This is a genomic window from Microbacterium sp. No. 7, assembly GCF_001314225.1.
In the GTDB taxonomy this organism is placed as follows: Bacteria; Actinomycetota; Actinomycetes; order Actinomycetales; family Microbacteriaceae; genus Microbacterium.
The window spans coordinates 658,031-680,522 of sequence record NZ_CP012697.1 but is presented as its reverse complement, the minus strand read 5'-3'; the positions used below and the strand labels follow the sequence as shown (position 1 = coordinate 680,522).

Annotated in this window: 22 protein-coding genes and 2 tRNA genes; 10 read left to right on the top strand and 14 right to left on the bottom strand. The window is 71.4% G+C overall.

Annotated elements, in window-relative coordinates; genetic code table 11:
- Positions 1-102 precede the first annotated feature (102 nt).
- On the top strand, positions 103-936 hold the full coding sequence (locus tag AOA12_RS03070; RefSeq protein ID WP_054679991.1) for an arylamine N-acetyltransferase family protein: 834 nt from the start codon (positions 103-105) through the stop codon (positions 934-936).
- Here AOA12_RS03070 and AOA12_RS03065 read toward each other — a convergent pair.
- Genes AOA12_RS03065 through AOA12_RS22940 form a run of 3 tightly spaced genes read right to left on the bottom strand, consistent with a single transcriptional unit; the run spans position 912 to position 4,701 of the window.
- On the bottom strand, positions 912-2,120 hold the full coding sequence (locus AOA12_RS03065) for a 4-hydroxybenzoate 3-monooxygenase (protein WP_054679988.1): 1,209 nt from the start codon (positions 2,118-2,120) through the stop codon (positions 912-914). The genes AOA12_RS03070 and AOA12_RS03065 overlap by 25 nt on opposite strands.
- Positions 2,117-3,328, bottom strand: a complete 1,212-nt coding sequence (locus tag AOA12_RS22945; protein ID WP_054679984.1) for a glycosyltransferase — start codon at positions 3,326-3,328, stop codon at positions 2,117-2,119. Before AOA12_RS22945 ends, AOA12_RS03065 begins: the two co-directional genes overlap by 4 nt.
- A complete protein-coding gene (locus AOA12_RS22940) occupies positions 3,325-4,701 on the bottom strand; it encodes a lipopolysaccharide biosynthesis protein (RefSeq protein WP_054679981.1) in 1,377 nt (458 codons plus the stop codon). Before AOA12_RS22940 ends, AOA12_RS22945 begins: the two co-directional genes overlap by 4 nt.
- 172 nt (positions 4,702-4,873) lie before the next feature.
- Between AOA12_RS22940 and AOA12_RS03050 the strand changes: the two genes are divergently transcribed.
- Positions 4,874-5,800 carry a glycoside hydrolase family 16 protein gene (locus AOA12_RS03050; protein ID WP_054679978.1) on the top strand — a complete coding sequence of 309 codons (927 nt, stop codon included), beginning with the start codon at positions 4,874-4,876 and terminating at the stop codon, positions 5,798-5,800.
- Between the two features lie 141 nt (positions 5,801-5,941).
- Here AOA12_RS03050 and AOA12_RS03045 read toward each other — a convergent pair whose 3' ends face one another.
- From AOA12_RS03045 to AOA12_RS03035, 3 genes are all read right to left on the bottom strand, one after another.
- Positions 5,942-6,322, bottom strand: coding sequence for a VOC family protein (locus AOA12_RS03045; protein ID WP_054679975.1), 381 nt, complete (start codon positions 6,320-6,322; stop codon positions 5,942-5,944).
- Between the two features lie 199 nt (positions 6,323-6,521).
- Positions 6,522-6,818: a transcriptional regulator gene (locus AOA12_RS03040; protein ID WP_054679972.1), complete on the bottom strand. Its 297-nt coding sequence runs from the start codon at positions 6,816-6,818 to the stop codon at positions 6,522-6,524.
- Positions 6,811-7,464: a hypothetical protein gene (locus AOA12_RS03035; protein WP_054679969.1), complete on the bottom strand. Its 654-nt coding sequence runs from the start codon at positions 7,462-7,464 to the stop codon at positions 6,811-6,813. The genes AOA12_RS03040 and AOA12_RS03035 overlap by 8 nt, the downstream gene beginning before the upstream one ends.
- Before the next feature lie 89 nt (positions 7,465-7,553).
- Between AOA12_RS03035 and AOA12_RS03030 the strand changes: the two genes are divergently transcribed.
- The gene (locus tag AOA12_RS03030) at positions 7,554-8,489 is read left to right on the top strand and encodes an ATP-binding cassette domain-containing protein (protein WP_231637169.1); all 936 of its coding nucleotides are present in this window, start codon (positions 7,554-7,556) and stop codon (positions 8,487-8,489) included.
- The gene (locus AOA12_RS03025; protein WP_054679966.1) at positions 8,486-9,370 is read left to right on the top strand and encodes a hypothetical protein; all 885 of its coding nucleotides are present in this window, start codon (positions 8,486-8,488) and stop codon (positions 9,368-9,370) included. The genes AOA12_RS03030 and AOA12_RS03025 overlap by 4 nt, the downstream gene beginning before the upstream one ends.
- A 45-nt stretch (positions 9,371-9,415) precedes the next feature.
- Here the strand turns inward: AOA12_RS03025 and AOA12_RS03020 are convergent, their stop codons facing one another.
- Positions 9,416-9,859, bottom strand: a complete 444-nt coding sequence (locus AOA12_RS03020; RefSeq protein WP_054679963.1) for an SRPBCC family protein — start codon at positions 9,857-9,859, stop codon at positions 9,416-9,418.
- Positions 9,860-10,108: 249 nt separating this feature from the next.
- A complete protein-coding gene (locus AOA12_RS03015; RefSeq protein WP_054679960.1) occupies positions 10,109-10,585 on the bottom strand; it encodes a MarR family winged helix-turn-helix transcriptional regulator in 477 nt (158 codons plus the stop codon).
- Between the two features lie 414 nt (positions 10,586-10,999).
- On the opposite strand from AOA12_RS03015, the gene AOA12_RS03010 reads away from it, so the two are divergent.
- From AOA12_RS03010 to istB, 3 genes are all read left to right on the top strand, one after another.
- A complete protein-coding gene (locus AOA12_RS03010; RefSeq protein WP_054679956.1) occupies positions 11,000-11,416 on the top strand; it encodes an SRPBCC family protein in 417 nt (138 codons plus the stop codon).
- A gap of 240 nt (positions 11,417-11,656) precedes the next feature.
- Complete coding sequence (gene istA / locus AOA12_RS03005) at positions 11,657-12,859, top strand: IS21 family transposase (RefSeq protein WP_082405821.1); 1,203 nt, start codon at positions 11,657-11,659, stop codon at positions 12,857-12,859.
- The gene (gene istB, locus AOA12_RS03000; protein WP_054678490.1) at positions 12,859-13,656 is read left to right on the top strand and encodes an IS21-like element helper ATPase IstB; all 798 of its coding nucleotides are present in this window, start codon (positions 12,859-12,861) and stop codon (positions 13,654-13,656) included. The genes istA and istB overlap by 1 nt, the downstream gene beginning before the upstream one ends.
- A gap of 296 nt (positions 13,657-13,952) precedes the next feature.
- Here the strand turns inward: istB and AOA12_RS02995 are convergent, their stop codons facing one another.
- Positions 13,953-15,170, bottom strand: coding sequence for an MFS transporter (locus AOA12_RS02995; protein ID WP_054679953.1), 1,218 nt, complete (start codon positions 15,168-15,170; stop codon positions 13,953-13,955).
- A 74-nt stretch (positions 15,171-15,244) separates the two neighbouring features.
- On the opposite strand from AOA12_RS02995, the gene AOA12_RS23795 reads away from it, so the two are divergent.
- Positions 15,245-15,853 carry a CGNR zinc finger domain-containing protein gene (locus AOA12_RS23795; RefSeq protein ID WP_054679950.1) on the top strand — a complete coding sequence of 203 codons (609 nt, stop codon included), beginning with the start codon at positions 15,245-15,247 and terminating at the stop codon, positions 15,851-15,853.
- 78 nt (positions 15,854-15,931) lie between these two features.
- Here AOA12_RS23795 and AOA12_RS02985 read toward each other — a convergent pair.
- The 5 genes from AOA12_RS02985 to serS form a co-directional block, all read right to left on the bottom strand.
- Positions 15,932-16,023: transfer RNA gene (locus AOA12_RS02985), tRNA-Ser, on the bottom strand.
- 50 nt (positions 16,024-16,073) lie between these two features.
- Entirely contained in the window at positions 16,074-17,405 is a 1,332-nt protein-coding gene (locus AOA12_RS02980) for an LCP family protein (protein ID WP_231637168.1), read from the bottom strand.
- A gap of 174 nt (positions 17,406-17,579) precedes the next feature.
- Positions 17,580-17,664, bottom strand: a tRNA-Ser gene (locus AOA12_RS02975).
- Positions 17,665-17,904: 240 nt separating this feature from the next.
- Positions 17,905-18,765, bottom strand: a complete 861-nt coding sequence (locus tag AOA12_RS02970) for an HAD family hydrolase (RefSeq protein WP_231637231.1) — start codon at positions 18,763-18,765, stop codon at positions 17,905-17,907.
- Between the two features lie 5 nt (positions 18,766-18,770).
- A complete protein-coding gene (serS, locus tag AOA12_RS02965; protein WP_054679944.1) occupies positions 18,771-20,048 on the bottom strand; it encodes a serine--tRNA ligase in 1,278 nt (425 codons plus the stop codon).
- A gap of 35 nt (positions 20,049-20,083) precedes the next feature.
- Here serS and AOA12_RS02960 point away from each other — a divergent pair, with 35 nt between their 5' ends.
- Positions 20,084-21,079: a diacylglycerol/lipid kinase family protein gene (locus AOA12_RS02960; RefSeq protein WP_054679941.1), complete on the top strand. Its 996-nt coding sequence runs from the start codon at positions 20,084-20,086 to the stop codon at positions 21,077-21,079.
- Between the two features lie 212 nt (positions 21,080-21,291).
- Positions 21,292-22,326 (top strand): LLM class flavin-dependent oxidoreductase, encoded by a 1,035-nt coding sequence (locus AOA12_RS02955; protein ID WP_231637167.1) that lies wholly within the window; start codon positions 21,292-21,294, stop codon positions 22,324-22,326.
- The last annotated feature ends 166 nt before the right edge of the window (positions 22,327-22,492 follow it).

Here is a 22,492-nt window from a genome sequence, read left to right as displayed (position 1 = left end):
CGGGACGGTGCCGCGAGAGATCGGGAAGCGGCGTGTCCACGCTCGGATACATGCATCTTAGCACAGGGTAGCCTTACCTATGTCAGTCGAAAGGATGTCAGCGTGAGCCGAGAACTCGTCGCCCGCTACCTGTCGCGCCTGCGCGTCGCCGACCGGCCGCCGCGGCTCGACGTCGCGACGGTCACCCGCTGGGCGCACGCGCACGCGGCGCGCGTGCCGTTCGAGAACCTGCGACTGCACGCCGACGACGCGCCGGGAGAGGTGATCCTGGATGCCGGCACGATGCTCGCGGGCGTGGTCGACCGCCGCGAGGGCGGCATCTGCTACGAGCTCAACGCGAGCTTCGGCTGGCTGCTGGAGCAGTGCGGGGCGCAGGTCGACCTGCTGGGCGCGCGCGTCGAGCAGCACGCCGGCGGCGCCATGACGCTCGGCATCCCCCTCGGCCACCTCGCCCTGCGCGTCACGCTCGACGACGCCGTGCTGCACGTCGACGTCGGGTTCGGCGGCCCCGCGATCGTCACGGCGCCGGTCGGCGCCGGCGAGCGCGTCGGCACCTCGCCCGAACGCGGATACGTCGTCGACCCGAGGTCGCGCGCGCTCTCCGACTTCGCGGATGCCGCACGCTGGCACAGCACCGACCCGGGCTCGCGGTTCCAGCGGTCGATCGTGTGCTCGCTCGCGATCGGCGAGCGCACGACGACGCTCTCCGGCGTGCCCGCCGACCCCGGTCTCGCCCGACGGCTCGCCCCCGCACACGCCGGTCTCGCCTGGCGGCTCACCCCTGCACACGCCGGTCTCGCCTGGCGGCTCACCGATGGCACCGTGCGGCGCGACCTGTCGCCCGCCGAGGCCGCGCGCGTGCTGCGCGAGCGCTTCGGCATCGCCCGGGCGCTGCCGACGCGCCTGGCCGCTCACGGCGTGCTCCCGGGCGTGTAACGCCACGACGCGGGGAACGGCGTGCCGAGGTACACGGCGCCGAGCGCGCGCTGCGCGTCGACGTCGCCCACGAGCCGGCGCAGCCGCGCCGACCGCAGCCGCCACGAGAACGGATCGTCGTCGAGCGTGTGCAGCAGCTCGGTCATCTCCCACGAGAACGACTCCGACTCCCACACGCGGGCGAGCGCCGTCGCGCTGTACGCGTCGAGCAGCGACGTGTCGCCGTGCCCCAGGGCCGCCTGCACCGCGGCGGAGAGCACCCCGGCATCCGACACGGCGAGGTTGAGCCCCTTCGCGCCGGTGGGCGGCATGAGATGGGCGGCGTCGCCGACGAGGAAGAGCCGTCCGCGCCGCATCGGCTCCAGCACCGTGGCGCTCAGGGGGATGACGGAGCGGTCGAAGATCTCGCCGGTCGCGAGCGGCGGGTGGTCGAGGCTCGCGCTGCGCAGCCGCAGCTCGGCCCAGATGCGTTCGTCGGGCCAGTCGTCGAGCCGCGTGCCGGCGGGCACCTGCAGGTACTGCCGCGTGATCCGCGGCCCGCGCATGCTGTGCAGGCTCATGCCGCGCGGGTGCATGGCGTACATGCCCTCGTCGGGATCGGGGGCGGTGCGCGCGAGGATGCCGAGCCACGCGTGCGGCAGGGCGCGGTGGTACGCGCGGACGTCGGTGTCGCCCGCGAGCGCGGCGGCGCGGCCCGCGCCGTGCCGGCCGTCGCACGCGGCGGCGTAGGCGGCCTCGACGCGCACGGGGCCGTCCGCCGTCTGCGCCGTCACGACGATCGACTCCGCGCCGTCGGCGATGTCCGTGACCTCGGTCTCGAAGCGCAGGTCGACGCCGTCGCGCTCGAGCGCCTCGACGAGGTCGCGCACGACCTCGTGCTGCGGATAGAGCCACGCGTGCCGGCCGAGCAGCGACGCGAAGTCGAAGCGGTGTGTGACGCCCTCGTGCCGCACGTAGAAGCCGCTGTGCGCCTCGCCCTCGCGCGCGATGCGGTCGCCCACGCCGAGCTCGTCCATCACGACGCGGGTGGGATGCTCGAGGATCGCCGCGCGCACGCGTGTGAGGCATCGCTCGCGCGCGGCGCGCTCGAGCACCACGACGCGGCGGCCCTGCAGCGAGAGCATGCGCGCGAGGAACAGGCCCGCGGGGCCCGCGCCGAGGATCGCGACGTCGGCGGAGGTCATGCGACGGCCCGCTCGGCGCGGCCCGTGCCGCTCGCGGCCGGGGCGTCCAGGCCGTCGAGCAGCGCCTCCCACTCGTCGACGACGGCGTCGCGCTCCCACGCGCGCACGTGCGCGGCGGCGCGGCGTGCGATGCCGCCCCGCAGCTCGGCGTCGCCGACCAGGCGGTGCAGCGCGGCCGCGAAGGCGGGCACGTCGCCCACGGGCACGAGCAGCCCCGTCTCCCCCGGGCGCACGAGCTCGCGCACGCCGGGTCCGCTGTCGGTCGTGACGGTGGGGGTTCCCGCGCACATCGCCTCGGCGATCACGAGCCCCATCCCCTCGTGCGCGGAGCTGAGCACGTGCACGGATGCCGCGGCGAGCACGCCCGCGAAGTCGCCCGTCGCGCCCATGAGGCGGGCGGGCGCGCCCGTGCGGTCGATGAGCCGCTGCAGCTCGCCGCGCAGGGAGCCGTCGCCGTAGACGCGCAGCTCCCACCCCGGATGCGCGGGGGCGACCTCGGCCCACGCGCGGATCGCCACGTCGACCGCCTTCTGCCGCTCGAGCCGCACGCCCATCGCGACGACGCGCTCGCGGGACGCGCCCGCACCGCGTGCGTCGCGGTCGAGGTCCAGCCGGTCGAGCGCGGAGACGTCGACGGGATTGCGCAGGTGCCCGACCCGCTCGACGCCGTCGGCGCGGAAGGCCGCGGCATCCTCCTCGGTCAGCACGAGCACGCGCGCGACCCGGCGCGACACGCGACGCAGCCGGTCGACGTCGCGCTCGGTCACGGCGGCGTGGTGCGCGTCGTGGTACTGCGCGACGATCCGCTCGGCCGGGAATCCGCCGCGGATCAGGTATTCCGCGCTGCGCAGCTGCGTCGCGACGACCAGGGAGCCGGGGCGCTCGCGCAGCCACGACACGAGGCGCCGCGAGCCCTCGTCGAAGGCGCGGACGCCGGCGCGCTGGCCGCGCACGGTGAGCTTCGCGCGCCGCCACGGCGTCGTCGGCGAGTACATCGGGCCGGGGTCCGCGGGGTGCACGACGAGGTCGGGGCGCACGGCCCACGGCACGGGCGCCGGCGCGGGATAGAGGCCGAGATGCGTGACGTCGTGGCCGCGCTGCGCGAGCCCGTCGGAGAGCTCGCGAACGACGCGCTGCACGCCGCCGAGCACGTCGAGGCAGTCGGCGGCGAAGGCGATGCGCCGGGGCGCGGTGCGGGAGCGCGTCATGCGGGGGTGTGCTCCGTCTCGCGCGCGGCCGCCCCGTTCGGCGGTGTCCCGTGCGGCGGCGTCTCGTACCGGCCCTGGGCGCCGTCGCTGCTGAGCATCGCCCGCGTCATCTGGATCATCGGCACGGCGACGACCGCGAACGCGATCACGTCGGTGACGATGATGCCGACGCCCACGCCCGTGAGGCCGAACGGCCCGATCAGCAGCACGGCGCCCGCGACCGTGCCGACCATGCCGATGCACTGCATGACGACGAGCAGCCGCAGCCGTCCGAGGATGCGCGCGAAGGCGCCGTAGAGCAGCAGGATCTGCTGCAGCAGCAGGGCGGCGGCCATGCACAGCAGGTATCCCGACGATGCCGAGTATCCCGGGCCGACGAGCTGCAGCACGAGCGGGCCCAGCAGCGCGAACGCGATCAGCAGCGGCACCGCGACCCGCACCTGCAGCGCGATGATGCGGCGGGTGAGGTCGGCGCGGCGCTCGGGGTGCGCCGACGCCTCGACCACGTACGACGGGATGATCGCCGAGAGCGCGAGACCGACGGCCGACACCATGATCCAGGCGATGTTGAAGTGCGCGGCCGCCTCGGCGCCGAGGTGCTCGAGCACGATCAGCGGCACGGCGAGCGGCGCGACGACGTGCATGAGCATGATCGCGACCACGCTCGCGTGATGCCGCGCGAGCAGTCCGAGCGACGGCAGCCGTGAGATGCCGCGCCCGCGCACGGCGCGCAGCACGACGACGGCCGCGACGGCGCTCACGGCGAACGCGAGGGCCGTCCAGCTGCCCGTGACCGCGAGCGCCGAGCCCGACGCGGCGAGCAGCGGCAGGGGCGCGATCTTGAGGATCGACAGGCCGATGTTCTTCACCGCGACCGCGCGCGGCCGCTGCGCGCCGATGAGGATCGGGTCGAGCAGCGCATAGCAGGTCAGCACCGCCACCGTCAGCGGGAAGACGACCGCCTCGGCGGGATCGGCGAACAGGCTGCCGGCGGGACCGACGAGCACGAACACGACGCCCGCGCCCGCGCCCAGCACGGTCGTGCCGAGCAGCCCGAACAGGACGAGCCGCGGCGCGCGCCGGCCGGCGAGGGGCAGGAAGCGCTCGTACATCCCGCCGAGCGCGAGGCCGCTGAGCGTCGAGAGCATCGTCGCGGAGTTGATCACGGCGGACGCCCGGCCGACGACCGCGGTCGGGAAGCACTGCTCCGCGACGACCCAGAAGACGAACCCGAGCGCACCGGTCGCCGCCGAGGAGAGCGCCAGCACCAGCGCGTTGGCCTCCAGCGCCTTCGACAGGGTGCGCGCCTTCGGCAGACGGGCACGGCCGGCGCGCACACGCTCGACGATCGCGGGGACACGCAGGGTCGTCATCGGATAGAACCCCCAGGGTGGTTTTCGGGGCGGCGCGCTCTCGGAGCCGGGTACTCGCGGAGCGCTGCACGTGCGACGACGTCATCCGCCGAATTGTCGGCGCGCCGTGCTGGCAACATCCGACGATGATGTTTAGGCTACCCTAAAGACAACCGAAGATGGGTCGCCGAAGATGATCTCCCCCCTCTCATCCACGACGTCCGGCGCATGCTCCGCCCCGGGACGCCGCCTTCTCGCCGTCGTCGTCATGACGGCCGTCACCCTGGCCGGCGGCAGCTGCGCCTCCCTGTCCGCGGAGGCCGCGAGCGGCCCGGCCGTCGGCACGAACGGGCTCGTCTGGGCGGAGGAGTTCGCCCCGCCGACCTCCGGCTCCGGCGTGCGCACGACGGAGTGGCACATCGACCACCTCGCGGGCGGGTGGGGCAACAACGAGCTGCAGGCCTACACGCCGCGCACGCAGAACCTGTACGTCGACCGCGACGGCATCCTGCACATCGTCGCCCGCAAGGAGAACTACACCGACCCGCGCGGCAACACGGCGGCGTACACGTCGGCGCGCATCGAGACCGTGAAGGTCTTCCGCTACGGGCGCATCGAGTCGCGCATCAAGGTGCCCGCGGGCCAGGGCCTGTGGTCGGCGTTCTGGACGCTCGGCGCGGGCCACTGGACGACGGGCTGGCCGACGGTCGGCGAGATCGACATCGTCGAGCTGCTCGGCGACGCGGCGGTCGCGCACGCGGGCGTGCACGCGGCGCGCGGCAACGGCGGGCGCTGGAACCGGTCGGCCGATCTGCGGGCCGCCGACATCGGCGCGACGACGTTCGCGAACCAGTGGCACGTGTACGCGATCGAGTGGTCGGCGGACAAGATCGAGTTCTTCGTCGACGACGTCTCCTACCTCACGGTCGCACGCAGCTCGCTGCGTCCCGGCGAGCAGTGGGCCTTCGACAACCCCCAGCACCTGCTGCTGAACCTCGCCGTCGGCGGCAACTGGCCCGGCTCCCCCGACGCGACGACCCCGTTCCCCGCCGAGATGCTCGTCGACTGGGTGCGCGTGTACGACTCCGAGATCTCCACGCTCCCCCGCGGCACGCGCTGACGCCGTCGGCGCGCGGGGCACTCGCCGGCGCTACCGCCACCGCGTAGACCGTGCGCCGTGCAGGACGGATGGGCGATCCCGCGCGCGTCGCCCGCCCCTCAGCCCGCTGCGTGCAGATTGTCCTGCACGGCGCACAGGTCGTCACCCGTAGCTGCTGAGCTCCACGAGGTTGCCGTCGGGGTCGCGCACGTAGACGCTCCGCATGGGCCCCTGGGCGCCCTGGCGCGCGACGGGGCCCTCCACGATCGGGACGCCGTGCGCGTGCAGCTCCGCCTCCACGTCGGAGAGGTCGCCGTCGACGACGAGGCACACGTCGGCGCTGCCGGGAGCGGGGTGGGCGGCCCGCGGCAGGATGACCTCGTCGGCCTGATGCAGGTTGATCTTGTGGGGCCCGAACAGCAGGGCCGTGCGCGTGCCCGCGTACGTGTGCGGGGTCATCCCGAGGACGGTCGCGTAGAACGCGACGGTCGTCGGGATGTCCGCGACGGTGAGCACGAGATGGTCCAGACGGTCGATCTTCATCGGCATCCTCACGTCGACGTGTCGGTCCCTGTATTGTGCCCGATCCGGCCGGCAGGGATGCGGGATGCCTCTCGCCCGCGGCCGATGCGATCCGCCGCGCGGCGGCGTTCCTTCCCGAGGAGATCGCACCTTCCCGAGGAGGGATGCCGCGATATCCACCCTCGGGAACGCCATCCGCCCTCGGGAACGAAGGCGACCCTCACAGCGGCTCCTCCAGGAAGGCCCGGAGATCCCTCTTGTACACGCGAAAGGCCGTGCGTCCGTCTTCGGTCAGTCCGATGTAGGTGACAGGGCTGCGTCCTTCGAGCACCTTGCGCACGCGCACGTACCCGCTGTCTTCGAGCTTCCGCAGGTGCGTCGCGAGGTTCCCCGACGTCACGCCGAGCAAGGTCTGGAGACGCGGGAACGAGAGCTCATCGCCAGGACCGAAGGTGTCGAGGATGGCGACGATGCGGAGCCTCGCCTGCACGTGGATGACGGGGTCGAGCTCATCCATCGGTCGCTCTCGCGATCTGCCCCGAGGTGAGCCGAGGGCGCACGACCTCGAGCACCGCCAGCACGAGGAACCCGACACCGCCGACCACTCCCACCAGGAGGTTGTGCGGGGGCGCCACGGCGAGCGAGACGAATCCGACGGCCAGAGTCCAGCATCCGAAGATCAGCTGCGACCTGTCGTTCCACATCGCCGCGCCGACGACGATGAGGATGCCGACGACGAGGCAGGACGCGGCGAGCCAGTACGACAGCATCGTCTCGACCGAGACGCCCGCGCTCATGAGGCGCCATCCCAGCAGGCCCATGAGCGTGAACGCGACGCCGAAGGCGTTGCCGTAGATCGCGCCCTGCACCATGGACGGCCCGCGCGACCCGGCGCCCCGGCGCGCCGAGTGCACGGCCGACAAGACGATCGCGCCCACGAGCACCGCAGCGCCGATCGCCGCACCGGCGGCGAAGGGCAGGACGGGCCGCTCGGCCGGGACGAAGGTCGCGTAGAACGCGAGGAACCCCACGATCCACGCGACGCCCCACGTCGTGTACAGCAGCACGGGATTCGGGCTCAGGGCACGTTGGGCCTGCCGCTGCTCATCGTCGATCGCCCGCAGGATCGCCGATGGATCGCCGTCGTGCTCGCTGTCGCTCATGTTTTGTTTCTATCACATAGAGCTTTCTGACACACGCTACTTTGTGATAGAAAGTTTGCGAGATGCAGGGAGACGGAAGAGGTGTCGTCGTGAAGGAGAATCCGCAGCCGACGCTGATCGACGCACGGGAGGTCAGCAAGGCGTATCGAGGCGGCGCCCGCGTGCTCGTCGACGTCACGATGCACGTCGCGGCCGGCGAGGTGTACGGACTGGTCGGCCCGAACGGCGCCGGAAAGACCACGCTCCTGCGCACGCTGACCGGGCTCGTGGCACCGACGAACGGCAGCGTTCGCGTCGGCATCCCGGAGTCGCGCACGATCGCCGGCTCGCTGATCGAGGCCCCCGCGTTCTACCCCTCGCTCTCCGGGCGTCGGAACCTGACGCTGCTGTGCGCATACTGGGGCATCGACCCTTCGTCCGCGGATCGCGCCCTCGAACGGGTGGGGCTGAGGGGCCGGGACAGCCGTCGGCCGTTCCGTCACTACTCGCTCGGGATGAAGCAGCGGCTCGGCATCGGTGCCGCCCTGCTCGGCGATCCCGCCGTCGTCGTGTTGGACGAGCCGACGAACGGCCTCGATCCCGAGGCGATCGCGGGGGTGCGCGACATCGTGCGCGGGCTGCGAGACGAGGGATGCGCGGTGCTGCTCTCCAGCCACCTTCTCGGCGAGGTCGAGCAGGTGGCCGATCGCGTCGGCGTCCTCGCCGCCGGACGGCTCGTCGCGGAAGGCAGCATCGATGAGCTGCGGCACCGGCTCCGGGCCCGCCGGTCTGCCGAGGTCGTCGTGGACGACCCCGACGCCGCGACCGCGGTGGTGCGCGACGCGGGCCTCGCGATCGTCGACACGCTGGACCGACAGCTTCGCATCGACCTGGGCGAGACCATCGAGCCGCACGACCTCAACAGGATGCTCGTCGGCGCGGGCGTTCGCGTGAGCTCGCTCACCGAGGTCGGCGGCACGCTGGAGGCGGCCTTCTTCGACCTCGTCTCGCGCGCCGCCCCGATAGCCGAAGGAGCACACCGATGAGCACGCCGTCCGCCGTCCTCGCCCCCGCGACGCCGCGACCCCCGGGATTCGCCAGCGCCCTGCGCGGCGAGCTCCTCCTCAGCCGCCGGCGGCTCGCCCCGTGGATCTCGCTCGGCGTGTGGGCCGCGTGCATCGCCGTCTTCGCCTACCTCGTGAGCTACCTCTCGACCGTCGGCGCCGACTGGTACACGCCCGAGCAGCAGCGCCAGCTGGTGGACGCCCTGCTCCCCTCGGGCACCTCGTTCTACGTGCTCGCGTCGCTGCCCCTCTACGGGGCCCCGCAGTTCGCGATCCTCGGCGCGATCCTCGGAGCGTCCGACTATGCGCGCGGCACCATCCGCACGATCGCCGCCCGCTTCCCGGACCGCACGCCGTTGCTCACGGCCCGCCTGACGAGCCTTGTCGCCGTCTCCGCCGTCGCGGCGCTCGTCACGATGCTGACCAGCGTCGTCTCCAGCATCGGCATCGCGATCGCCGCGCAACGGGAGATCGCGTTCCCGCCGCTGGCCGATCTGGCCGTCGCGGCGACGGTGGTCTGGATCGCCGCCCTCGCGTTCATCGCCATCGGCTTCGCCCTCGGTGTCGCCACCCGCGCCGCGATCGCCGCGATCGCCATCGCCGTGGGATGGATGCTCGGTGTCGAGGCGCTGCTCATCGGCATGCTCGCACCGTCGGTCCCGGCCCTGGAGACCCTGCAAGGCCTCCTGCCGACGGGAGCGGCATCGTCGCTCGCCGCAGCGCTGGCTCCCGCCGGCCAGCAGACGGTTCCGGCGATGGTTGCCGCCACCACGCCCGGAGCTGCCGTCGTCGTGCTCGCGGCGTGGATCATCCTGGCCGGCGGCGTCAGCGGCATCCTGATGCAGAAGCGCGACCTCGCCTGAGGCGCGGGGCCGTCTCGCGCGCTCCGCGGGCGGCCTGCCGCTGACCTACCCGGCGGAGCGGAGGAGCGTCAGGTTGCGTTGCCGCAGGAGCCGTCGCAGGTAGGGGACGAGCACGAGGCGCTCGGCGACGACCCCGAACACGGGAGAGGACACCGTGACGGTGTCGGTCATTCGGCAGCCGCCGGCTGCGTCGTCGAACCGGTGCTCGTGGACGAAGGTGCGAAACGGCCCCCGCACCTGTCGATCGACGAAGCGATGCGGGCGATCGAGCGCCGTGATCTTCGAGGTCATGGTGAACCAGACGCCGAAGTGCCGCGCACGCCACGTCACCGTCTGCCCGAGCCCGATCCGCCCCGCGGTCACCCCGCCGATCGCCCGCTCGTGCGAGGGGCCCATCGACGCGACGTGCAGGTCGATGTCGAGGGAGGCGTCGAACATGGCGGCAGCGCCGACCGGGCACTCGGTCACGAGCGTGAAAGTGGATGCCATGAGATCGATCCTGGCGGATGCCGTTCTCGTTCCGCCCGGGCTTGTCCGACTCGGCCTGCGATGGGGGGTGGCAAGAGCCTTTGGACCTCGACAGGTGAACGAGGTCGTCGGTCACCGATCCCGGCATCCGGCTTCGCTTGCGCCTGCACCGGGCGACGCGCCGGAGCGGCCGGAGGTTCGATCAGCGAATCAACACCGCGGAGCAAGGCCGCCGCCCTCTCCGTACTGTGCGTCGTTCAAGCGCGTGCGTCAGTCGCGGTTGAAGCGGCGAGCAAGGGCGGCGCCGGCGTTGCTGCCGACGAGGAACGCACGCATGCGCTGCACGATATCGCGGAGAAGCTCGTCGCCGAACGCGTCGCGAAGACTCTGATCAATGGCCGCTTCAGCGGCTTCGATCTGGGGCCGGAGCCTGCGTCCCTCTTTGGTGAGCTGCAGCAGGATCTGCCGTCGATCCATCGGGTTGTCGATGCGGTCGACCAGGTCACGTTTGACGAGGGAGTCGACGAGCCTGCTAGGACTGCCGGTCTCGCACACCAGCAATCCACCCAAACCTTTGAGGGTCGTCGGGCCGTATTCACCGAGCACCAGGATCACCTCGGCCTGCGAAGGCGTGACTTCCAGCGGAGCAAGCGCGAGCGCGAGCTGCCTGTTGCCTTCACGTTGCGCCGCGAGGATCGCATAGCGCAGTTCCTGCGCGCTCACGCGGGCGGGGTGAGTGTCGAGCATCCGTGCCGGCTCCCTAGGTCTCGATACGACAGGGCCGCAGATTCGATGATGAGCCACCGACCGCAAGCGCATGCCTGATGACCACCATATCAATCCTCATCCAGGATATGCATGACATGACACCTTTCAAGCTCCTGCCTTCATCAGAAATAGATAGCCCTTTCTCATCACTCCAGTGTCGTATCATTAGATGACATACCATTTAATCTATCGACTCACGAGCGGAAGAGGAGGCCCGTGACGAAGGAACCGCCCGCGATCGGGTCGGTTGCACAGAACCTGTTTCGCCCCGATCGAGGAGGTGGTCGGAGATCGGTCGCGTGCTCGCGCCGGCCTCACCGAGGCATCGGTAGACCTCGCGCGGCTCGCCGACCTCGCATTCCCTCATCCACAGACCAGACGGAAAGCAACCCGATGAACGCCCTCACCGCACAACGCGACATCTACGCCGACCCGCAAGCCATCGCCGGCATCATCCTCAACATCGCCGAACTCGCCGACTGGAACCCCGCCCTGAACAGCACCGGCACCCCGGACATCGTCGCAAGGATCGGTCTCCCCTACCCCGTCTCCACACGCATCCCCGGCCGCGCCACCCTCACCTACACCCGCGCGACGCCGGAGCACGTCGTCTGGCAGCTGGAAGTCGCGGGCAGTACCGAGACCGGGCAATGGAACCTCCATCCACGGGGAGAGACGACCCGCGTCATCCACACGATGACGCACACCGGTGCGCTCTTCACGCTGATGCACAATGCGATGAGCAACGTTCCGACCTGGCGGCTCGACCGGCTCCAACAGCGTGCAGAGAACCGCGCGCGACTCTCGTAAGGGACGCAAAGGTCCTGCCGCTCGGGACGAAGACTACCCGCCATGACCCCGATATCCCGACGGGACCATGCCCCACGGTGCGAATGCGCGTGACCCGGCCTTGCGCGATGGACGGGACCGCGCAGCCGATCGTCTCAGCCTCCTCGGAGTCAAGCTGCGCGCGCACCTCATCTGCTGTCGACGGCGCTTGAGAACTGATCGATAGCGGCGCTCGAAAAGTGGACACTCAACGATTGGAGAGTGATCACTTTGGAAGACTGGGCGCTGATCAGGAGGCTGGCTTCGGACGGGGTTCCGAAAGCGCAGATCGCGGCGCGGTTGGGGATCTCGCGGACGACCGTGATCAAGGCGGTGAACTCCGACGGGCCGCCGAAGTATGAGCGGTCGCCGCGGCCGACGTCGTTCACGCCGTTCGAGGTGCGGGTGCGGGCGTTGCTCGCCGAGCATCCGCGGATGCCGGCGACGGTGCTCGCGGAGCGGGTTGGTTGGGAGGGCTCGATCCGCTGGTTCCGGGACAATGTCGTGAGACTGCGACCTGAGCATCACCCGGTCGACCCGGCGGATCGGCTCTCGTGGGCGGCGGGCGATGCGGCTCAATGTGATCTCTGGTTCCCGCCGCGGAAGATCCCGCTCGAGGACGGCACGACGGCGCTGTTGCCGGTGTTGGTGATCGTCGCGGCGCATTCGCGGTTCGTGACTGCGCGGATGATCCCGACCAGGAAGACGGAGGATCTGCTGCTCGGGCACTGGGATCTCATCCAACGGCTCGGCGCGGTCCCGCGGCGGCTGATCTGGGACAACGAGTCCGGCATCGGGCAGCGCGGCCGCCTCGCGCAAGGTGTTGCGGCGTTCGCGGGGACCCTCGCGACGAAGGTCGTGCAGCTGAGGCCCTACGACCCGGAATCGAAAGGGATCGTGGAGCGCCGCAACGGCTGGCTCGAGACCTCGTTCATGCCCGGCCGCACGTTCACTTCCCCGGCGGACTTCAACGCCCAGCTGGAGGGCTGGCTGGAGAGAGCGAACGCGAGGGTGGTGCGGACGATCAAGGCACGCCCGGTCGATCTGATCGGCCACGACCGTTCACGGATGCTCCCGTTGCCGCCGATCCCGCTGCAACTGGGCTGGCGAGAACGAGTCCGCCTCGGGCGGGACTACTACGTCCGCCTCGACGCGAGCGACTACTCCGTCGATCCCGCCGCGATAGGCCGGTTTGTCGACGTAATCGCCGATCTCGACCGTGTTCGGGTGCGCCTGGAGGACAGGCTGGTCGCTGACCACGCGCGGGTCTGGGCGCGCGGCTCCACGATCACCGATCCCGCACATCTGGAGGCCGCGAAACGGCTGCGGCAACAGTTCCAGACCCCACGTCCTGATCCCGTTGATGACCTGGCGCGTGATCTCGCGGACTACGACCGGGCGTTCGGGATCGAAGGAGTCGCCTGATGGCTACCTCGAAGACCAGCGAGTCGGTGAAGCAGATCACCTACCTCGCCGGCGCACTCAAGGCACCCCGGATCACGGAGGCCGCAGCCCGGATGGCGGACCAAGCACGCGACGCCGGGTGGTCGTTCGAGGACTACCTCGCCGCCGTCCTCGAACGCGAAGTGAGCGCTCGCAACGCTTCCGGCGCGGAGCTGCGGATCAAAGCGGCCGGGTTCCCGAGCCGGAAGACGCTCGAGGACTTCGACTGGGACGCGCAACCAGCCACTCGGCAGCAGATCGCGGCGCTCGCTTCGGGAGGGTTCCTCCTCGAAGCGCAGAACGTGGTCCTGCTCGGCCCTCCCGGAACCGGGAAGACCCACCTCGCGACCGCGCTCGGAATCGTCGCCGCCCGCCACGGGCACCGAGTGCTGTTCGCGACCGCGACCGACTGGGTCACCCGCCTCACCGACGCCCACCGGCAAGGCAACCTCCCGAAAGAGCTCGCCCGGCTGCGGCGTTACGGGCTGATCATCGTCGACGAAGTCGGCTACCTCCCGTTCGAACAAGACGCAGCGAACCTGTTCTTCCAACTCGTCTCCAGCCGCTACGAGCACGCGTCACTGATCCTGACCTCGAACCTGCCGTTCTCCAGCTGGGGAGGGGTCTTCGGCGACCAGGCCGTTGCCGCCGCGATGATCGACCGCATCGTTCACCACGCCGACGTCCTCACCCTCAAAGGCGCCAGCTACCGACTCCGCGGCCGCGGCATCGACAGCCTCCCCAGCATCCGCACCACCACCGACGAAACACCTAGCTAGACTGCCCGCAACCGTTCACTTTTCGAGCGCCGAAAGCGTCCAGAGTTCGAGCGCCGCCGACATCTGCCACTGCGGCAGCGGTGAGCAGCAGGGACCTCCTCGAGTCAGACAGCCGCCTGGGGTCGTCGCCGGGTTCGCCCCGGAGGCCGCTCTCAGGTCACGAGCAGCCGAGGCGACGCTCGAACACGCGGCGATCCTGCGGGCACCAACGGACGGAGACCCGGACCTCGGCGCGTGAACATCATGTGAGCGGACAGTCAGACCGCCCCGAGCCCGAAGGCGCGAAGAGACACCCGTCACCCCCGTTCCGCCCGGCGCAGCGCCGACGTCGTCACGCGCGGGGCGAGGAGGCACGCCGCGATCGCGAGACCGACGGCGACGACGACGAACGTGGGACGGATGCCGAGGACGCTGCCCAGGATGCCACCGGCGAGCGCTCCGAGGGGCACGACGCCCAGCACGATCAGGCGGTAGGCGGCCGTGACCCGTCCGAGGAGCGCGTCGGGGACGGCTGCCTGACGCAGCGTGGAGACGACGATCTGGTTGCACGCGGTGGCGACCGCGGCGAGGAACATGGTCGCCAGCACGAGGACGAGGTCGTCGGACACCCCCAGCGTCAGGTAGCTGATCGCCGGCACGAGCGCGGCCGCCCAGGTCACGGGCCCTCCGCCGATCCGCCGGATGACCTTCTCGGCCAGCAGCGATCCGAGGATCGCACCGGCCGCCGGCACGGAGAGGAAGAGCCCGTACGCCGCCTCGGGCACGCCGAGCGGGCCGGTCGCGAGCAGGACCAGGATGGCTCCGGTCGCGGTCGCGAAGAAGTTGATCGCCGCGGAGATGAAGGCGACGCGGCGCAGGAGACGGTGGCCCCAGAAGAAGGCCCACCCGTCCCCGATCTCGGCCAGGACCGAGGCGGATGCGACACCCGGCATCCTCTCGTGCGCCGTCGGCAGGAGTCGCGGGAGCAGAAGCGCGGCGAGACCCGCGACCGCGAAGAGCCCGGCGCTCGTGAAGAAGGCGAGCGTGGCCGCGATCGCCATGAGGGCCGAGCCGACGGGAGGGCCGACGAAGGCGTCGATGACGGACTGCGTGGCGAGGAGCCGGCCGTTCGCACGCTCGAGCCTCTCCCGGGGCACGACACGGGGCGGGACCGTGAGCGCGGCGTTGTCGACGAGCGTCTCCGCGGCCCCCGCGACGAAGACCGCCGCGTAGAGCAGCCAGATGCTCTCCCAGCCCAGCGCCACCGCGGTCGCGAGGAGGGCGAACCCGGCGCCGCGCAGGAGGTTCCCGCCGACCAGGATCCATCGACGGTCCATCCGGTCGGTGAGGGCGCCCGCGGGCAGCGCGAACAGCAGCCGAGGCAGGAACTGCGCCACCGTCATCCCCGCGACGGCCAGCGGATCGCGCGTCAGCGCCGCCATCAGCAGCGGCGCCGCAGCCGCCAGGATCCCGTCGGCCGCGTTCGACGTGCCCTGTGACGCCCACAGGGCGCCGAACGGTGACGGTCGCCGCATCCCTAATTCCCTATTCACTAGAAAGACATTAGGCACTAGGCTAACAGCCAAGAGCGAGCTGAGGAATTAGGATCATGGAACTGCCGAGAGTCACGCCGTCGAGACTGGGCGGCGACGTCGCGATGGACTTCTTCAACACCGTCGGCTGGCGGCTCGACCCCGCACGGCGACACGAGGGACTGCCCACCTATCCGCACCTGCTCTCGTGGACACAGCAGGTCGGACTGCTCTCCGAGGCCGAGACGCGGTCACTGGCCCGGCAGGCGGACGAGCGGCCCGAGGCCGCGGCCGCCGAGCACGCCCGGGCGATCGAGCTGCGCGACGACACCTACGACGCGCTCACCGACGATCGCGAGCCCGCTGCCCTCCAGCAGCAGCTGCCGTCGGCACACGCCCACAGCCAGCTGCGGCGCACACCCGGCGGCGCATGGACCTGGGCTCCCGCACCCCTCGATCTCGCGACCCCCCGGCACCGCCTCGCCCTCGAGCTCGCGAGACTCCTGACGTCGGACGCGATCCTGCGGTTCCACCGCTGCGAAGACCGGCACTGCGGCTGGGTCTTCCTCGACACCTCCCGCCTGCACAACCGCCGGTGGTGCAGCTCCGCGGACTGCGGAAACCGCAACCGCGTGCGCGCCCACTACGCGCGCACGAAGACGGGGGCGCGGGGCGAAACCGAGTGAGGGATGCGCTCAGGATGCCGAAGACTCGCGATGCTTCGCCGGAGGAGACCGGGAAATGCAGTCCGACCAGGGAAAATATGGCGGAGACGGAGGGATTTGAACCCTCGGTCCCCTTGCGAGGACTCCACCTTAGCAGGGTGGTGCACTAGGCCTGACTATGCGACGTCTCCGTGGCATCCGACGCGCGGACGCACCAGAACATCATAACCCGACGCGCGGCTCACTCGGGAACAGTGCAGGTGACCTGGAGGGCGGTCTGTCCCGTGATGCTGCCGGGCAGCACCGCGGTGCCGGCGGGCACGGTGGGCTCCTCCGTGACGGGCGGCTCCTCGACCGTGCCGTCCTCGCCCGGCTCGCCCTCGACGGGCTCGCCGTCGGCGTCGGGCTCGGTCGGCGTGGGCGTCGCCGTGGACTCGCCCGGAGCCTGCGCGTCGCCGACGACCTCGGTGCCGTAGCCGCCGCTCGTGCCGCCCGTGAGCATGAGCGACTGGTTCTCGGCGAGCGCGGCGAACAGCACGTCGGCATCCTCGACGACGGGCAGCACGCGCATGCCGCCCTCGGCGTACACGGTCGGGTACTGCACGAACACGATGTCCTCGAACGGCACGCTGCGCACGGCCATCGCGATCTGCACCATGGTCCAGGGGTTCGCGAGCGAGCTGCTGACGAGCAGCTGCGGCGGCGAGCTGTTGACCTGCTTGAGCGCCGTCGTCGCGAACGTGTAGAGCACCTGCGGGTTGTTCAGCACCCCGTCGGACTGCAGCTTGCGCACGAGCGAGCTCATGAACTGCTGCTGGTTCGAGATGCGGCCCAGGTCGGAGCCGTCGCCGATGCCGTGCCGGATGCGCAGGAACTGCAGCGCCTCGGCGCCCTGCAGCGTGTGGTGGCCCTCGGTCAGGTGCAGGCCCGTGTGGGTGTCGCTGATCTCGCCCGAGACGCACACGTCGACGCCGCCGATCGCGTCGGACATGTTGATGACGCCGGTCCAGCGGATCGCGGCGGCGTACTGGATCTCGACGCCCGTGAGCTCCGAGATCGTCTTCGCCGAGCACGCCAGCCCGCCGTAGAAGTATGACGCGTTGAGCATGTCGGTCGACGGGTAGGTCTCGTTGCCGTCGGCGTCGGTGCACGACGGGATGTCGACGATCATGTCGCGCGGGAACGAGACGACCGTCACGCGGCGCGGCTCGTCGCTGATGTGCACGAGCATCGTCACGTCGTTGCGCTCGCCGCCCTCGTCCTCCGCGCAGCGCGGGAACAGCGCGAGGTCCTGGCCCTCGCACGAGTCGGTGCCGACGAGCAGCAGGTTGACGCCGCCCTCGATCTCGCCGACGGCGGGCAGGTCCTGGCTCGCGGTGCCGATGTCGACCGACGTCTCCTCGACGGCCCGCGCGGCGTCCCACACGGTGAACGCGCCGACCAGGCTCGTGCTCAGCACGACCACGACGACGGCCGCGCCGAGCACCGTGAGCAGCTGCACGAGCGGATGCGGCTGGGTGAGGATGCCGTGCCGGGCGACGGGCCGGTGACGCGGGGCCTTCCTGGGGCTCACGGGCATCCTTCTCGTGTCATTGTGCGGAGGGTGTGGGATTCGTCCCTCCCGCCTCTCCGCGGATCGCTTCGCGCTCCGTGGAGCCTCCTGGCGGCAGGGGCCCACCCGAAGGTTCGAACCCGCTGCCCCGGACGGTGTGCCCGCGACCCCCTTCGGGGGCCTCGGTCACACCAGCGGAGGGTGTGGGATTCGAACCCACGGGGCATTGCTGCCCACCGGTTTTCAAGACCGGATCCTTCGGCCGCTCGGACAACCCTCCCGGCGGAGCCTGCCGGCATCCGTCGAACGGCGTCGAGTCTAGTCGAGGCATCCGCCGTCCATTGTCGCGCGGGCGGCTGTGCGCCCCCTGCAAGACGGCCGAGCGGCGGCGGAGCGGCCGCGCCGACGCGCGCACGACTCAGGAGGAACCCCGCGTGCGGCGGCCCGGAGCCCGCCCGCAGCCCGTTCTTCCTGAATTGTGCACACCGCCGCGCGCCACGAGGCACGGTCGGCGGGCGCTCTAGAGCCGGCGGAGGATGTCGGCGACGCCGCCGTCGTACACGCTCGCGGTCGTCTCGGTCGCCTCGAGGCGCACCTCCTCGGGGCCCTGCCCCATCGCGATCGCCCGGCCGCCGCCCTGACGCGCCCAGCGGAACATGCCGATGTCGTTGCGGCCGTCGCCGAGCACCATCACGTTCTCGGGCGCGAAGCCGAGCTCCTGCCGCACGCGCTCGAGCGCCGTGGACTTGTCGACGCCCTGCGGCGCGATGTCGAGCCACGCCGACCATCCGACCGAGTACGACACCTCCGACAGGCCGATGCGCGCGACGCGCTCCATGAACTCGCCGTTGGTGTTCTCGGTCGAGACCACGACGACGCGGCACACGGGCTCGCCGGCGAGCTCCTCGAAGGTCACGCGGCGCGCGCCGGCGAGGTTCCAGTCGTGCACGTGCTCCGTGTACTTGCGCGAGCCGTCGGCCAGCTCGACGAGATAGCTGCCCTCGGGCAGGTGCTCGCGCAGCAGCGTGAGCACCTCGGTCGCGTCGAACGTCTCGACGCGGTGGCGCACGTACCAGTCCTCGTCGGCGAAGTCGCCGCCCATGCGCTTGAGGGTCACGGCCCCGTTGGAGCACACGACGTACTCGGGCTCCAGGCCCAGCACGTGCACGACGCCCCGGGTCCCCGACCACGACCGTCCCGTGGCGATCATCACCTCGTGGCCCGCGCGGCGCGCGTGCGCGACGGCGTCGACGACGCCGGGGCTCAGCGACTCGTCCTCGAGCAGCACCGTGCCGTCGACGTCGAGCGCGATGAGCAGCCGATCGGTCCGCCGGGGCTCGGCCTCCGCGGGCCCCGTCGGCACGGGACCCGTCGGCAGGATGCCCGTCACGCGATCGGCTCCGCGACCTCGATCCCGCCGAGATACGGACGCAGCGGCTCGGGGATCACGACCGATCCGTCGGCGCGCTGGTGCGTCTCGAGCAGGGCGACGAGCCAGCGGGTCGTCGCGAGAGTGCCGTTGAGCGTCGCGACGTGCTGCGTCCTGCCGCCGCCCTTCTCACCGGAGGGGCGGTGCCGGATGTCGAGCCGGCGCGCCTGATAGGTCGTGCAGTTCGAGGTCGACGTGAGCTCGCGGTACGCGCCCTGCGTGGGCACCCACGCCTCGATGTCGTACTTGCGCGCGGCGCTCGACCCCAGGTCGCCGGCCGCGACGTCGATCACGCGGTACGCGAGGCCGAGGTCCTGCATCATCCGCTCCTGCAGCTCGACGAGGCGCACGTGCTCGGCCTCGGCGTCGTCGGGCGACGCGTAGACGAACATCTCCAGCTTGTTGAACTGGTGCACGCGGATGATGCCGCGCGTGTCCTTGCCGTACGAGCCCGCCTCGCGCCGGTAGCACGTCGACCAGCCCGCGTAGCGCTTGGCGCCCGCGGCGAGGTCGATGATCTCGTCCATGTGGTAGCCGGCGAGGGGCACCTCGCTCGTGCCCACGAGGTACAGGTCGTCGGCCTCGAGCCGGTACACCTCGTCGGCGTGGCTGCCGAGGAAGCCCGTGCCGCGCATGACCTCGGGCCGCACGAGCGTGGGCGGGATCATCGGCACGAAGCCGGCCTCGACGGCGCGCTGCAGCGCGAACGACATGAGCGCGTACTCCAGGCGCGCGCCGATGCCGGTGAGGAAGTAGAACCGCGAGCCCGACACCTTGGTGCCGCGCTCCATGTCGATCGCGCCGAGCCTCTCGCCGAGCGCGAGGTGGTCGAGCGGCTCGAAGTCGAAGGATGCCGGCTCCCCGTGCGTGCGCAACGTGACGAAGTCGTCCTCGCCGCCCGCCGGCACGCCGTCGATCACGACGTTCTCGACGAGCGCGAGCGCCTGCCCCGCGGCGTCCTCCGCCGCGGTCACCGCGAGCTGCGCCTGCTTGACGCGGTCGCTCAGCTCCTTGGCCTGCGCGACGAGCGCGGCCTTCTCGTCCTTCGGCGCCTGGGCGACCCGTTTGCCGTGCGCGTTCTGCTCGGCCCGCAGCTCCTCGAACGCGGTGATCGCCGCGCGCCGGGCGCGGTCGGCGTCCAGCGCCGCGTCGACGGTCTCGGGCGACAATCCGCGCGCCCGCTGAGAGCTCTTGACCAGGTCGGGGTTGTCGCGCAGAAGGGCCAGATCGATCACCCGGTCAAGCTTACCCGGCGGGGTATCGTTGGCCCATGACGACGAGCTCCCCCGCACCGCGACGTGCGGCGCTCGTCTACAACCCCATCAAGGTCGACGCCGCGCGGCTGCGCGCGCAGGTCGAGGCGGCGTCGGCGGATGCCGGCTGGCATCCGCCCCTCTTCTTCGAGACGACCGTCGACGACGTGGGCGAAGGCCAGGCCCGCGCGGCGCTCGACGCGGGCGCCGCGGTCGTGCTCGTCGCGGGCGGCGACGGCACGGTGCGCGCGGCCAGCCAGGCGATGGCGGGGTCGGACGTGCCGCTCGCGATCGTGCCGAGCGGCACGGGCAACCTGCTCGCCCGCAACATCCGCCTGCCGCTCGACGACGCCGACGCGATGGTCCGCGCGGCGTTCGACGGCGAGACGACCCGCATCGACGTGGGCTTCGCCCGGCTGCGCCGGCCCGACCGGGAGGTCGACGAGTTCGCGTTCGTCGTCATGGGCGGCATGGGCCTCGACGCCGCGATGATCGCGAACACCAGCGGCAGTCTGAAGAAGCGCGTCGGATGGGTCGCGTACGTCGACGGCGCCGCGCGCTCGCTCGTGCGCGCGAAGCCGTTCTCGATCATGTACCAGCTGCCCGGGCACCGCATGCACCGCGCGAACGTGCACAGCGCGCTGTTCGCCAACTGCGGCTCGCTGCCGGCGGGGCTCGAGCTCATCCCCGAGGCGTCGGTCTCCGACGGCGAGCTCGACGTCGCGCTGTTCCAGCCGAAGGGCGCGTTCGGCTGGCTGCTCGTGTGGCGCCGCGTGGCCTGGGACAACAGCGTGCTGCGACGCTTCCGCGCCGGCCGGCGCGTGCTCGCGCTGCGCACGGCCGACAACGCCGTGATCTACGCGCGCGGCACGGGCATCGACATCGCCGCCGCCGAGCCGCGGCCCGTGCAGCTCGACGGCGACGAGTTCGGCGAGGCGACGCACGTCGCGGTGCGGGTCGTGGCGGGCGGCCTGCTCATCGCGGTGCCGCGCGGGCATCGCGTACGGGGCTGAGTTCGCGGAGCGGCGCCTTTCCCCGCACTCATCTGCTCCTGCTCACCTCATTGCTCCTGCTTACCTCATTGCTCTCCTGCTCGCCTCATTGCTCTCCTGCTCAACCGCGGCAAAGTGCGCGTGCTGGGTCCCGTAGGCCGCAGTTTGCCGCGGTCGAAGCCCGGGGAAGAGAGACGGGAATGCGAGCGGGATGCGAGGAGTTGCATCCTTCGATGACTCCCGAGATCTCGGTTCTTGACCTCGTCCCCGTGCGTGCCGGACAGACGAGCGCCCAGGCGGTCGCGTCGTCGCTCGCGCTCGTCGAGCTCGCCGACCGGCTCGGCGTGCGCCGCTACTGGTTCGCCGAGCACCACAACATGCCCTCGGTCGCGTCGACGTCGCCGCCCGTGCTGGCCGCCGCGGCCGCGATGCGCACCGAGCGCGTGCGCCTCGGCTCGGGCGGCGTCATGCTGCCCAACCACTCGCCGCTCATCGTCGCCGAGCAGTTCGCCGCGCTCGAGGCCCTCGCGCCGGGGCGCATCGACCTCGGCATCGGCCGCGCGCCCGGCAGCGATCCCGTCATCACGCAGCTGCTGCGCCGCAGCGGCACGACGAGCGACGTCGACCGCTTTCCCGAGCACGTGAACGACATCCTCGCCCTCGCCTCCCCCACCGGCGCGACCGTGCGCTTCGTCTCGGGCGAGGAGTACCGCGTGCTCGCGACGCCCGCCGCGGGCGGCCTGCCGGAGGTGTGGCTGCTCGGCTCGAGCGACTACTCGGCGCAGCTCGCCGCCGCGCAGGGCCTGCCGTACGTGTTCGCGAACCACTTCGCGGGCGAGGGCCTCGAGCGCGCGCTGCAGCTCTACCGGTCGCAGTTCCGTCCGTCGGAGATCGCGGCCGAGCCGCGTACCTTCATCACGGCGAACGTCATCGCCTCCCCCACGGCGGAGGAGGCCGAGGAGCGCATGCTGCCCTACGCGCGCATGATGGCGCGGCTGCGCGGCAACCGTCCGATGGCGCCGCTGGAGACCGTGGAGCAGGCGGCCGCCGCCGAGACCGAGGACCACTTCGCGGCACCCCTCATCGACGCGCTGCGGCGGCGCTGGTTCGTCGGCGCGGGCGCCGAGGTGCGCGAGCGGCTCGCCGCGTTCGCCGCGCAGCACGGCGTCGACGAGGTGATGGTCTCACTCGTCGCGGGCGCCTACGACGCCGAGCCCGTGGATGCCGCGCCGGGCCGCGTGCAGACCCTCGAGCAGCTGTTCTCCTGACGCCCGCGGGCCCTGCTCCTGGCGCCCTCGCCCCCTGGTGTCCTCGCCTGGCGTCCTCTGCTAAGCCCTGGATAAGCCCTGGAACCTTTGCCCTGCGGCATCCCCGCCTCGGGCATCCCTCCCCTGTGGCATCCCTGTCACGGGCATCCCTACCCCCTGGCATCCC